The sequence below is a fragment of the Streptomyces sp. NPDC048565 genome, from assembly GCF_040650935.1.
Classification (GTDB): Bacteria; Actinomycetota; Actinomycetes; order Streptomycetales; family Streptomycetaceae; genus Streptomyces.
In genome coordinates, this window is record NZ_JBEZIH010000012.1 from 164,291 (window position 1) to 177,519 (window position 13,229).

Annotated in this window: 9 protein-coding genes; 4 read left to right on the forward strand and 5 right to left on the reverse strand. The window is 69.9% G+C overall.

Annotated elements, in window-relative coordinates; translation table 11 throughout:
• Nucleotide 1: 1 nt before the first annotated feature.
• The 5 genes from AB0C75_RS17055 to eccE form a co-directional block, all read right to left on the reverse strand.
• On the reverse strand, nucleotides 2–1,873 hold the full coding sequence (locus AB0C75_RS17055) for an ABC transporter substrate-binding protein (protein ID WP_362891451.1): 1,872 nt from the start codon (nucleotides 1,871–1,873) through the stop codon (nucleotides 2–4).
• A 197-nt stretch (nucleotides 1,874–2,070) separates the two neighbouring features.
• Complete coding sequence (locus tag AB0C75_RS17060) at nucleotides 2,071–5,202, reverse strand: SCO5717 family growth-regulating ATPase (protein ID WP_362891453.1); 3,132 nt, start codon at nucleotides 5,200–5,202, stop codon at nucleotides 2,071–2,073.
• Between the two features lie 395 nt (nucleotides 5,203–5,597).
• Nucleotides 5,598–5,831, reverse strand: a complete 234-nt coding sequence (locus tag AB0C75_RS17065) for a DUF397 domain-containing protein (protein WP_362891455.1) — start codon at nucleotides 5,829–5,831, stop codon at nucleotides 5,598–5,600.
• 84 nt (nucleotides 5,832–5,915) lie between these two features.
• Complete coding sequence (locus tag AB0C75_RS17070; RefSeq protein ID WP_362891457.1) at nucleotides 5,916–6,626, reverse strand: hypothetical protein; 711 nt, start codon at nucleotides 6,624–6,626, stop codon at nucleotides 5,916–5,918.
• The gene (gene eccE / locus AB0C75_RS17075; protein ID WP_362891459.1) at nucleotides 6,623–7,963 is read right to left on the reverse strand and encodes a type VII secretion protein EccE; all 1,341 of its coding nucleotides are present in this window, start codon (nucleotides 7,961–7,963) and stop codon (nucleotides 6,623–6,625) included. Before eccE ends, AB0C75_RS17070 begins: the two co-directional genes overlap by 4 nt.
• A gap of 183 nt (nucleotides 7,964–8,146) precedes the next feature.
• Here eccE and eccB point away from each other — a divergent pair, with 183 nt between their 5' ends.
• The 4 genes from eccB (at nucleotide 8,147) to AB0C75_RS17095 (ending at nucleotide 13,226) form a co-directional block, all read left to right on the forward strand.
• On the forward strand, nucleotides 8,147–9,673 hold the full coding sequence (gene eccB, locus AB0C75_RS17080) for a type VII secretion protein EccB (protein ID WP_362891461.1): 1,527 nt from the start codon (nucleotides 8,147–8,149) through the stop codon (nucleotides 9,671–9,673).
• An 11-nt stretch (nucleotides 9,674–9,684) separates the two neighbouring features.
• Nucleotides 9,685–10,950 (forward strand): type VII secretion-associated serine protease mycosin, encoded by a 1,266-nt coding sequence (gene mycP / locus AB0C75_RS17085; protein WP_362891463.1) that lies wholly within the window; start codon nucleotides 9,685–9,687, stop codon nucleotides 10,948–10,950.
• A 147-nt stretch (nucleotides 10,951–11,097) separates the two neighbouring features.
• On the forward strand, nucleotides 11,098–11,538 hold the full coding sequence (locus AB0C75_RS17090) for a hypothetical protein (RefSeq protein WP_362891465.1): 441 nt from the start codon (nucleotides 11,098–11,100) through the stop codon (nucleotides 11,536–11,538).
• Nucleotides 11,535–13,226 (forward strand): hypothetical protein, encoded by a 1,692-nt coding sequence (locus AB0C75_RS17095; RefSeq protein ID WP_362891467.1) that lies wholly within the window; start codon nucleotides 11,535–11,537, stop codon nucleotides 13,224–13,226. Before AB0C75_RS17090 ends, AB0C75_RS17095 begins: the two co-directional genes overlap by 4 nt.
• Nucleotides 13,227–13,229: the final 3 nt, after the last annotated feature.

Below are 13,229 nucleotides of genomic sequence, written 5' to 3' on the forward strand. Positions count from 1 at the left end.
ACTATTCACGGTCTTCCGCGGTGGAACGACGACGCATGGCGAACAGCAGCCCGCCACCGGCGAGGACGACTACAGCGATTCCGACACCGATGAGGACTCCGGTGGAGCTGCCGCTGTCGCCGGACGAACCGTCCGACGCACCGGCGGCCGGGACCGCCGACCACCAGCTCCAGTAACCGTCCTGACCGTAGATGTTGCCCGCGTCCGACGGCATCGTCGTGAGGGACTCGATCTGGTCGGTGCGGTAGGCCTCGACGGCATTGGGGTACGCCATGACATTCATGTACCCCGTGTCGTACAGCCGCGACTCCATCTGCTTCACGAGGTCGGCCCGTTTGGCGGGGTCGTATTCGGCCAGCTGCTTCGCGTACAGCTCGTCGTACTGCTTGTCGCACATGAAATTGTCGGTCGCCGCCGTCTGCTTCGCCTTGGTCGGGAGCGCGGCGCAGGTGTGGATCGACATGACGAAGTCCGGGTCCGGGTTGACGGACCAGCCGTCGAAGGCGAGGTCGTACTCACCGGCGAACCAGGGGTCGGAGACGTTGTCCCGACAGTCGACATTCAGACCGATGCCGAGCTCGCCCCACCACTCCTTGAGGTACTTGCCGACCGCCTTGTCGTTGGGGTCCGTGGCGTGGCACAGGATGCGCAGGTCGAGCGGCTTGCCGTCCTTGCCGGTCCGCTTGCCCGAGCCGTCCTTCTTGTACCCTGCCTCGTCGAGGAGGGCGCCAGCCTTCGCCGGATCGTAGGCGACCTTCTGCTCGGCCGACGGCTCCCAGAAGTACGAGTCGAAGCGCGGCGGGATGTAGCCCGCGCCCTCCACGGCGTAGCCCTGGAAGACCTTGTCGATGATGGTCGAGCGGTCCACGGCCATGAACAGCGCCTTACGGACCTTCTCGTCCTGGAGCGCGGGGTTCGCGTCGCCGAACTTCTTGCCGTCCTTGGTCTGCGCGCCCGGGTTGGTGGCCAGCGCGTAGAAGCGGCGCCCGGGGGCGTCGTTCACCTTGATGTTGTCGGCGGACTTCAGCGAAGCGGCCTGGGCGGGGGTCAGGCTCGGGCTTCCGGCGACGAAGGAAACTTCACCCTTTCGGAGGGCGGCGACCGCCGCGTCCTGGTCCTTGTAGTACCGGAAGACGATCTCGTCGAACTTGGGCGAGCCCCGCCAGAAGTCCTTGTTGGCCTTCAGCTTCACATAGCTGTCGACCTTGTAGTCCGTCAGGATGAAGGGCCCGTTGCCGACGATCGGGAACTTCGTGTCGTTGTTGAACTTCGAGAAGTCGCCGACCTTCTCCCAGACGTGCTTGGGGACGATCGGGATGTCCAGCGCCGTCATCGTGGCCTGAGGCTGCTTCAGCTCTATGACCAGCTTGTCCGGGCCGGGTGCCGTCACCTTCTTGAAGTTGGAGACGAAACTGCCGTTGGAGGTGGCGGCGCCCTCGTCGGTCATCATCTTGTTGAAGGTCCACGCCGCGTCCTCGGCGGTGGCCTGCTCGCCGTCGGACCACTTCGAGTCGGGCCGGATGGTGTACGTCCACGTCCGCTTGTCCGCCGAGGTCTTCCACTCGGTGGCGAGCCCGGGGATCGTGTGGTTGTCCTTGGCGTCGTAGTTGGTCAGGAAGTCATACATCAGCCGGCTGATGCTCGTGGAGACCAGCCGCTGGGCGAGGAACGGGCTCAGGGAGTCGACACTCTGCGCGACCGCGACCGTGAGGGTCGACTTGCCGTCGGCCGCCTGCGCCTGAGGGGCGGGGCCGAACGGGTTTCCGGGGACGACCGAACCGGCGGCCAGCGCCAGGGCGGCGGCTCCGGAGGCGAGAAGAATACGCAGACGGCCGCGTGGGCGGGAGGAGCGTGGTGAGGTTCTTGTGACCATGGACGTGGACCTCGCGTCATGACTCGCATGGTGAAGGCGGGCAGATCTCTGGTTCGCCAGTTGGTGAAGCGAAGGTTTATCAGCGGCGGTCGAGTCGCGTCAACGGTCCGCCAAACCGCGTGTGGTCTGCGGGAATACGACGAGGGCCCGCACCGTGCGAACGGTGCGGGCCCTCATTGGTTTAGACCTCTATCGCCTCACTGCTGAGGCGCCGGCGGCGGCTGCGGGGGGTGCTGCTGCCATCCCGCGGGCGGAACGGGGCCCTGCAGTCCGGGCTGTCCGGACTGATGTGCCTGGCCATCGTGTTGCGCGGGCGGCGCAGGCGGTCCCGCCTGACTCCCGCCGGGCTGAGCCTGGGCGGGTGGCTGCTGCTGCCAGCTGTTGTTCTGGGCGCCCGGACCCGCGGGCGGCGGGTAGCCCTGCTGGGGCGCGGCGGCCTGCTGGGGCGGCGGCTGCTGCCCGCCGTACGGCTGCTGGGGCGGATACGGCTGCTGCGGCTGTCCAGGGTACGGCTGCCCGGGATACTGCTGGCCCGGGTACGGCTGACCGGGGTAGGGCTGTCCTGGCTGTGGCTGGCCGGGCTGCGGCTGGGGTGCGTACGGCTGCTGGCCGGGCACCTGACCGGGCATCGGCTGGCCGGGCGCCTGCTGTCCCGGCATCGGCGGGGCGAACTGCGGCGGCGGACTGCCGCCGTCCGCCGTCCACAGCCCCTGCTGCTGCTGGGCACGCTGGAAGTCCTCCGCGACGAGCGCGGAGAGGTTGAAATAGGCCTCGCGGGTCTTCGGGCGCATCATGTCGAGGTCCACCTCGGCGCCCGCAGACAGATGCTCGTCGAACGGCACGACCACGACACCGCGGCAGCGGGTCTCGAAGTGCTGCACGATGTCGTCGACCTTGATCATCTTCCCGGTCTCGCGGACACCGGAGATGACGGTCAGGGAGCGCTGCACCAGGTCCGCGTACCCGTGTGCCGACAGCCAGTCCAGCGTGGTGGACGCGCTGGAGGCCCCGTCGACGGACGGTGTCGAGATGATGATCAGCTGGTCGGCGAGGTCCAGCACCCCGCGCATCGCGCTGTAGAGCAGGCCGGTGCCCGAGTCGGTGAGGATGATCGGGTACTGCTTGCCCAGGACGTCGATCGCCCTGCGGTAGTCCTCGTCGTTGAACGCCGTGGAGACCGCCGGGTCCACGTCGTTGGCGAGGATCTCCAGGCCGGAGGAGGCCTGCGAGGTGAAACGGCGGATGTCCATGTACGAGTTGAGATACGGGATCGCCTGGACCAGGTCGCGGATGGTCGCCCCGGTCTCGCGGCGCACCCGCCGGCCGAGCGTGCCGGCGTCCGGGTTGGCGTCGATGGCGAGGATCTTGTCCTGCCGCTCGGTGGCCAGGGTCGAACCGAGCGCCGTGGTCGTCGTGGTCTTGCCGACGCCGCCCTTGAGGCTGATGACCGCGATCCGGTAGCACGAAAGCACCGGCGTACGGATCAGCTCCAGCTTGCGCTGCCGCTCGGCCTCCTCCTTCTTCCCGCCCAGCTTGAAGCGGGAGGCGCCGGACGGGTTGCGGCTGCTCTTGGCCTTCTGCTTGCCCCGCACCAGCCGGTCCGACGACAGCTCCACGGCGGCCGTGTAGCCGAGCGGGGCGCCCGGTACGGAGCGCTCGCGCTGGTCATGGGTGACCGGCGTCGGCCAGGCGGACCCGGTGCGCGGGTCGACGGGCGGGGCCTGGGGCGCGGGCTGCTGCTGGTAGGCCTCGGGCTGTTGCTGCTGGGCGGGCAGGTTCGGCGTGCCGGGGCCCGGCTGCTGGGGGACCTGCGGGGGCAGCGGAGCCCCCTGCTGCGCCTGCGCGGGGAACTGCGGGGGCTGGCCGGCCTGGGGGGCCGGGAACCCGTAACCACCCTGGGGCTGCGCGGCCGGCGGCAGCTGAGGTGAGCCCTGCGCCGGGAACTGCTGCTGCGGTGCCTGCTGCGGGAAGCCGTAACCACCCTGCGGCGCGGGCGCGTTGGGCTGTACCGGCGGCTGGGGCGCCGCCGGGGACGGCTGCGCGGGCGGAGGTGGCGTCGGAGTCTGGGTCGGGGGTTGCGGGAATCCGTAACCGCCCGCCGCGTCAGCGGCAGGAGCGGGCTGCTGCGCGGGCCACTGGGGCGCGGGCAGCGGTGCGGCCGGCTGCGGTGCGGCCGGCTGGAAGGCAGGCGGCAGCGGGGGCAGGGCGCCCTGCGCGGGCGGAGCAGGCGACCAGGGGGCGGGCATGTTCGACGGCGGGGCGCCCTGTGGTGCGCCGGCCGGCGATGCGTCGGCGGACGGCGCGCCGAAGGACGGCGCCTCGGCAGGCGCCGCTTCGCCGGACGGTGCATCCGCGAACGGTGCTTCGCCGGACGGAGCGAACGGCGGCGGGGCGTCGGACGGGGGTGCGTCGGAGGGCGATGCGTCGGAAGGTGACGCGCCCCCGAAGGATGTACCGGCCGGCGGCGTGTCCTGGGGTTCCGCATCGGTCACGGAGTCCGCGGGCTCGTCGTCCTGCTCGGCGTCCGCCTCCGGGGATCCGGTCCCGGCTGTGTCCTCGCGGGCCTCGCGTGACGCCTCGGACTCCAGGGATGCCCCGGCGTCCGCCTGCTCGTCCGTATCCGTATCCGCATCCGAGCCCGCGTCCTCGTCCACGTCGGCGCCGAGCCGACCGGCCGGATCCGTGCCATCGGCGTCGGAGGAAGCGGCAGAAGACGCGAACCCAGGGGACTCAGGGGACTCGGCGGACTCGGGACCTTCGGGTGAATCGGCGGAACCGGACGCCGTGGAAGCGGCATCGCTGCCGTCGTCGGCGCCCCTCTCGGACCCCCCGTCGGCCTTGGCCGCCTCGCGCTCGGCGATCTCCCGCTTGAGCGCGGCCGGAGAGAAGCGCATGGTGGCGCCGCTCTCCACATCGCCGCCCCCGAACGGACCGGCCGCGCCACCCGCGGGGCCGGACTCGGCGGAGCCCGTCGCGGGGGAAGCCGGAGCCGGTGCCGGGGGAGTGGGCTGGTAGGAAGGCGAGGGCGGCTCCGACGAGGCGGCGGACGCCGCCTCGGACGGTGCGGCCGGAGCCGGAGGCAGCCCCGGCTCGAATCCGCCGGAAGCCGGCAGCCCAGGTACGGACACCGGCGCCCCCTGCGGCGGCGGAGGCGGCGACAGGTGCGACCCCGTTCCTCCCGAGGAGTCGCCCGACGCGTTCTGCGTGTACCAGGCGGGAGGGGTGTAGTCGATGGTGAACTCACCCGTCATCTCGGCGGGATCCGCGTCGGACGACTCGTCGACGGGTGTGTTCCATCCCCCGCTGATCTCGTCCCGATCGCCGTTCACTTTGCCTCCTGGTGTGGTCGAGCACCCTTGTGCCGTGGTGGGTGGGGGCGACCGTTCCCGTTTTGTCCGGTCCGCCCGGCTCTCCCCCTTGCGACGCGCAGTGCCTGCCCGCAGGTTCCTCTGCCGCGCCCCCACCCACCCTAATCGCCATGGGGCGGACTACGGCAGGGCGTATCGCTCACCGGCAACTGCCCCTGGGATCAGCTGCGGCCCAGGGGTGGGCCGAGTGCGGCAGAACGTAAGGGAACGGGTGAATTGTCGTGCACCGGGGCGTACTGGAACGCGGGGAGGGGGCGGCCGTCCCCGACAGCCGCCCCCACACCGCGTAAGTGCCCCCGCACCGGTGACACCGTGCCGGTGACACCGCGCCGCTCAGGTCACACCGTGCGGTTGCCCTACTTGAGGTCGAACTCGCCGTCCCGCGCGCCGAGCACGAACGCGCGCCATTCGGCCTCCGTGTAACGAAGCACGGTCTCCGGATCCAGCGACGAACGCATGGCGACCCCGCCCCCCGGGAGGTGGGCGATCTCGACCCGCTCCTCGACCTGCTCGGTACCGGGTGCGCTCAGCCACTCCACATCCGAGATGTCGAGAGCGTAGAGCTCGTCCTTTTCCTGCTGGGTGCCCATACGCACGTCCCTTCGGTCGAACTGTGTCGTTCCCCCGTAATCATCCAGAAAAGCGGCGGGTCCGGGGCGCGAACGAGACAGGTTTCAGTCCATCCTGCGAGCGGTGCCCAGCAATCCGGTCTCCACGTCCGTCGCGCCCGTCATCACCCAGTGGCGCTCACGGCCCGCCACCCAGAGCGTGACACCGTCGGCCAGCGTGGGAAGGGCCTCGCTCTCGGCCCGCGCGAGCCCGAGGATCCGGCCGATCTGCTCGGCCTCACCCGGCGACACCCGCTGCACACCCACGAGCGTCGCCGCTCGCATCAACCGGGGTGCCACGGGGCTCAGATAGGGCAGCAGTGTCAGCACCGACTGCCACGGCGACGACACCACCCGGCCACGGGGCGGACGCATCCCGCAGTCACGCACCACCACCACCGGGCTGCCCACGGTCGCACCGGTCGGCGGGACCCGGCCCACGTCATGGAGCGAGATGCACTCGAGACCGGCGCCCGCGGCCTGCGCCAGCGTCGTCCACGCCTGAGTGCGGCCCGTCTCGACCGCGACCCGCGCCCCCGTACCGGCAGCGCGCAGCGCCAGGACCTGCGCGGTCCACAGACCGCCGATCAACAGGACGTCGTACGGCGCCGGCCGGTGGAACCCGATCATCTGCGGGCGCCCCTCGGCGTCGTCGCCGATGATCACCCCGTCGTCCCCCACGGGGAGCGACAGCGCGCCCAGATGGTCGGCCGCCAGGGTATGGCCGGCATGACGGGGACCCAGCAGTCCCCGCCTCGGAGCGATGGACTTCGTCACTGTGCGCCTCCCAGCGGGAGCGTGGCCAGGACACCCGGCAGCTGCTCGCGGTCCAGTCGTACGAGACCGACCTCCGCGTGCCGGGCGGCCTGCTCCAATGTCCTGCGTACCCCGACGAGTTCGGTGTCGGAGCCACCGGTGATCCGTACATGGCCGCGCACGGACATGTGCCCCTGGTGCGCGCCGCGACGCACCGTCAGGCTGAACGTCGTCGCGTACGCGGGCACCGACGTCAGCAGCGCGACGAGCCTCGGCAGCGGGGTCGCTCCCCGGCCCAGCTCGGGCCAGCGGTCCACGGCGTACGTGGTGTGCCAGCGGTCGTCGCAGCGCCAGACCCGCGTCGTCTCCGTCGTCCGTCGCTGAGGCGCGGCGTCCTGGCGGCCGGCGCGCGCCGACAGGATGGGGTTCGCACACGCGGACGTCGCCACGGCGGAGTTCACCTCGTCCTGATCCAGCACCGAGGCCCGGAAGCCCGCACCCGTGATCCGGCTCGCCACATGGTCCGCGACCCGCACCAGGCACCGCTGGGCTCCGCCGATCCCGCCACCGCGGGCCTCCACGGCCTCCCGGCACAGCTCCGGATCCAGCTTCACCGCCACCCAGGTCATCCGCAGCGCCGGCGCCCCAGTGCGGTCCTGGAGAGGAGCGTACGAGAGCCGGGCCACCGACCTCTCCGGCAGATGCGGCGCAGGAGCGGGCCGCACCTGCTGAACGAGCTGCGCGGACTCCAGCACGATGTCGTCCACCGCGAGCGCGTCGCCCAGCAGCGACAGCGGAAGCGCCCGGGCGCCCATGGCCCGGCGGAGCGACTCACCGCTCGCCTCGACCCGTACGACAGCGGTCAGGAACGTGCCGTCCCCGATCATGCCCACCGTGCGGCGGGCGCCGTCCACATAGATGTACGGAGCGAACCCCGGGACGTTCTCCGTCACCGGGGCCAACTGCGGCTCCGTCTCGGCGGGCGGCGCCACGGCGGTACGCCTGCGACGGCGCAGCGCCGACACGGTCGACAGCCAGTCCTGCACGGCCCTGCCCCGGCGGCGTACCACCGCGAGCAGGACCAGCAGACAGGCGATCACACCGGCGGGAATCATCCAGGCGCCGCCGAGCGCGGCTCCCACCACGGCGACTGCCAGGGCCGCTTCGACAAGAACCAGCTGCCGCAGCGCGGGTCCGACCCGGCCGGTCCTGGAGATCGAATGGAGCGTGGCCGCCGCGGGAGTGCCCGTCGGCTGAAGGGGGGCTGTCGCGTCCGGCCCGTTGCTGCGTTGCCGCCGGGAAGGGCCGGGCGCTCGCCGGCTGGCCCGCCCCGTGCGCTCCCCCGTCGCTGCAGCCATCGCCGCGTTGCCCCCTCGTGTCCGTATTCACCGTTTTTTACACGGGCGTTGATCGGGCGATCACCCTACCTGAGCGGTGAGAGCCAAGTGCCAACAGGCATAGTAGGGGTCCCGGTCGACGGCAGCGGTCCACCGAGGGTGTGGGAACCTGGTCGCCCACTGGGGAGAAGGGGCAGCGCGCACATGGCATCACGGCGGGACGAACTCAATGCCTACACCTTCGCGAAGCGGAGGTTGGTCGCACAGTTCCTGCAGCCCCACCCTTCCGGCTCGGAAGAGGGCGCGCCGCGACCGCTACGCGCGGTGGTGCCCGGAGCGGTCGTCGGCGTGGTCGTCCTGGCGGTGTTCGGCGCCTGGGGGATGTTCAAGCCGGTGGCACCCGACAAGTGGGACACCCCGTACGAGAACGTCATCATCGCCAGCAAGTCCACCACCCGTTATGTGGTGTTGAAGACCGATGGCAAGAACCAGCTCCACCCCGTGCTCAACATGACCAGCGCCAAACTCCTCCTCGATGCGGACAAGGGCACGGTCGTCAACGTCGACGAGTCGGTCCTCGACAGCGGCAAGATTCCCCACGGTGCGACCCTCGGTATCCCGTACGCCCCGGATCGCCTGCCCGACGAGAAGGAAGCCGCCGCCACGAAGCGCTGGGCGGTCTGCGAGCAGCCCGGCGAAGGCGGCAGGGCCATCCAGAAGGCCGTGTTCGTCCTCGCGCAGCGCGAGCAGGGCAAGACCGAGGGCGCGAGCAAGCTGCGGGGCGGCGACGTGATGTACGTCGAGGGCCCGGACAAGACCCGCTACATCGTGGACGCCACGGGCACCGCGTACGCGGTGGAGAAGGACGAACTGCTGCTGCGTACCCTGTTCGGCCCGGACCGTGAGCCCCAGCGGGTGTCCGTCGACTGGCTCGACACCCTGCACAAGGGAGACCCGGTCAGCATCCCGGAGATCGACGGGGCTCCTGGTGCGAACGCGGGTGTTCCGGGGAAGCTGTCGGACGAGGACAACAAGGTGGGCATGATCCTCGCCGCGACCTCCGGCACCGGGACCCAGCAGTACGTGGTCCTGCAGGGCCGGGTCGCCCCGGTGTCCGACTTCGTCGCCAAACTCCTGCTCGGCAGCCGCGCCCTGGTCGACCTCAACCAGGGCGGCAAGGCGCAGAACGTCAGCGCCGGAGCGTTCCAGCCCGGCAAGGCGTTCGGACAGGAGCGGAAGTGGCCGACGAACGAGGCGACCGCCGTCAACTCCGGGAGCACGGCGAGCGGCAGCCGTAACACTGTCTGCAACGTCCTGCGCGGAGTCTCGGAGAAGGACGGCGCCGGCACGCTGAGCACCTGGGCCGGCACCAGCTTCCCCGCCACGCTCCCCACCGGCTCCAGCAGCGCCTACGTCACCCCCGGATCGGGCCAGCTCTTCCGGCAGTTCAAGGGGGCGAGCCCCGACTCAGGTCCGCTCTTCCTGGTCACCGACACCGGACTGCGCTACGCCATGCAGTCCAACGGCGACAGCGCGGAGGACGACTCCGGAATCGGTGAGTCCGGGACGCAGAAGGAGAAGGACGCGAGCCAGCAGGAGGCGCAGCAGGCGCAGAACCGTCTCGGGTACAAGGACGTCGTCCCCACACCGATTCCCGCCGCCTGGTCCACCTTCCTGCCGACCGGCCCCCGTCTGTCGACCGGGGCGGCCCGCCAGCCGCAGGGTTCGTGAGGAGCCACCACGTGACCACCACGCGCTCCTCTCGCCATCCTCATGGCCGTCGCCTCCTGACGGCCGCGGCGGCAACGGCTGTCCTGCTCGTCACGCTGCCGGTACTGCCCGCCGCCGCAGACGACTCCACCCAGTGCGCTTTCGGCCCCGACTCGAAGGTGTACGCGGGCCGCCCCTGGGCGCTGCAACGCGTGCTGATGGACGAACTGTGGGAGCAGTCCACCGGCAAGGGCGTACGGGTGGCGGTCATCGACACCGGTGTCGACATCAAGAACCCGCAGCTCACCAAGGCCGTGGACGCCAAGAGCGGCAAGAACCTGCTGGACAAGAACATCAAGGACGAGAACGGCAACAAGATCGAGCGCGGCAAGGAGAACGGCACCACCGACGTGGTCGGTCACGGCACCAAGGTCGCGGGCATCATCGCCGCCCGGGAGATGAAGGGCACCGGCTTCACCGGCCTCGCTCCCGACGCCACGATCATCCCGATCCAGCAGAACGACGCCGAGGGCCACGGGACGGCGGAGACGCTGGCGTCGGCCATCCACTACGCCGTCAACGAGGCGCACGCGAACGTCATCAACATCTCCCAGGACACTGCCAACGCGGTGAAGCCGGCCGCCGTGCTGCAGCAGGAGATCAACGCCGCGCTGGCCAAGAACATCGTGGTCGTCGCCTCGGCGGGCAACGACGGGCTGGGCGGAAACGTCAAGAAGACCTACCCGGCCTCCTTCGAGGGTGTCCTGGCCGTCGCCTCCTCGGACCGCAACAACGAACGCGCGGCCTTCTCCCAGTCCGGCGACTTCGTGGGCGTCGCGGCCCCCGGCGTGGACATGGTCTCCACGGTGCCCGGCGGGGGACACTGCTCCGACAACGGCACCAGCTTCTCCGCGCCGTACGTCTCCGGAGTCGCGGCCCTCATCAAGGCCAAGCACAAGGACTGGACGCAGAAGCAGATCGTCGCCCAGATCGAGCAGACGGCGGAGCGTTCGATCGCAGGCCACGACCCCCTGGTCGGCTGGGGCGTCGTGGACCCCGTACGAGCGCTGACCGAGGACGACAAGCCCATCGAGGAACCGGTGGCACGCGAGGGTGTGAGCAAGGGCAAGGCACCGGTCCCGGCCGCGCTCCACCTGGGCGAAACAGCCGACGAACGAAACGCCAGGCTCGCGACCTACGTCGTGGTGGGCGGGGGAGTGCTGGTGGCCGCCATAGCTGGTACGGCGGTGGCCGTACGCGACAGGCAACGCCGGCTGGGACGCCCGGGCGGCGGCTGATGGCTGAGAAGTCACGTGATGGACAAGACAGTTGGTCCTGTCAGTGGCATTGGCTAGAGTAATGGTATGGGGTCAGTGCTGTTCACGCGGGTGCGATAGCAACGCGAAACAGCCTGAGCAAACGGGGAAACGGGGAAGGGCAGCAACGTGGGCAAAGGAACAGGGGATCTCCAACGCGGGGTAGGCGCCCTGGAGAAGTTCCAGAAAAGCGTGAACGCGTTGCTGGCAGACCTTGAGAGTTCACCGGCAGGCAAGTCGAAGGTCGCGGCACAGACGGTGTCGCGCAACGCCTTCAGCGGCCAGAACACGGGCTTTGCGGAAGCAGATGGGCTCTACGCCCAGTACAACCGCGTCCACGAGTCACTCGTCACGCTGTCGAAGTCGCTGGGCGAGCAGATCGAGTACCTGAGCCTGGGCGTACACGCGGCGGCGGTCGGCTTCGACAACGTGGACGAGGACACACGGCGGCGGTTCTACGAGATCCAGGCGCACATGGACGCGGAGCGTGAGAAGGCGCAGGGCGAAAAGGCGAACAAGCCGGAGCAGAACGCCGACAAGCAGAGCGACGGGGGATGGGCAGCCGAATGAGCGAACCGAAGAAGCCGGGATCGGGTTCCGAGGCGCAGCCCGACCTGACCCCTGCGGAGCAACGGCAGCAGGACACGGAGCGCGTCGAGGGACAGTTGATTGTCACGGACGTGAACCGCCAGGTGCAGGTCGTGATGGAGGTATTCGGCTTCGGGGGCTCCGGCTCTTCGGGTCGGACGTCCTTCGAGGGCCACCAGCTCAACGCGTTGATCGATCTGATCGAGAACTCCAAGCCGGAGGACCTCGAAGACGCGGGTCAGGCACTGCTGAAAGCAAGGACCTCGATCAACGACGCGGCACATGAACTGGGCAACTTCATCAAGGGCGTCGAGTGGGAGGGCGAATCCGGAGTCGCCTTCCGCGACTGGGGCAACGGCTTGGTCGCCCATGCCGAGAAGCTCGGCGAGTTCGCGCAGACGGCAGGGACGCAGATCACCGTGGCGGGGACGGGCCTCGCCTCGGTCCGGAAATCCCTCCCGCCCCGGGACAGTCGGCTCATCCGCAAGGCCCCGGACGACATCGAGAGCCCGGCGCAGATTGAGGCAAATCCGGAGTACGCGGCGGCGGTGAAGGTCGAGAAGGATCGCCAGGAGGCCATCAACCAGGCCAATCGGCTGGCGTCGTACTACGCGGTCTCGGAGGAGACGCTGGCGGCACAGGAGCCGCCGCGGTTCGACAAGAAGCTTGATGTCGATATGCCTAAGCCGCATGGCTATATCGCGCCGCCTCTCCACGCTGGAAGCTCGTCAACAGGCTCCGAATCGTCACGCACTGTGGACTCCGGAAGTGTGACGAACCATTCGGTGGTTGATAGCAAGGGCTCTGTGGCAGGGGGCCGTGGCTATGAGGCGCCTGAGGCGGTGCAGCCCGTCCTGGACAAGGGCACTTCGGTAGAAATCAACAGTGTCGCCCCACCAGTGCCCCCGGTGACCGCTCCCAGTACGCCGTCCCCAACACCGACTACGGGCCCGACCGCACCAGGAGGAGGCCCGACCTCACTCATGCTCCCCGGCCCTGTCAACCCCATGGCGAAGGGTTCTTCACGGGGGCTCCAGGGAATGCCAAACGCACCCAGAACCATCAGCCAGACAGGGAACAGCAGCACTCGATCAGGAGGCGGCCCTGTAGCGAATGGCCGCAGCCAGCCCCCCATGGGGCGCCCCTCACCCATGCAAGGGGGCTCGTCCTCAGGAACCGCTGGACGCGCAGGGGGCGGGACGCAAAACCCCAATGCCGGCCGTTCTGGCATTACGGGCGGCAGGCCAACGCCAACAAACCGTGCAGGAACGCCAGGAGCCACCGGTCCGCGTGCTGGCAGAGGCGGCATCGTAGGTGGAACACCGCAGCGCGCCGTTCCGGGCGCGGGTGCCCCCGGCGGAGCGCGCGGAGTTCCGCACGGCACGGTGATCGGAGCAGGCGGAGCGAACAACGCGGCACGCCCCACTGGGCGAGGCACTCCCAGCACCAAGGGAGTCGTGGGCACACCCCGTGGAGGCGCCGTGCGCCCCGGCGGAGGGGCAAAGGGCTTCACTTCCGGTGGCGCGGGCCTTGTGCGTGGCCCTGCAGGTCGCAAGGACTCCGGAGACGAGGACCAGGACGACGGCACGCAGCGTCCCGACTACCTGACGGAGGACAGGGAGACCTGGGAGGCCGGCCGACGCGGATCCGCACCGCCGGTGATCGAGTAGGTA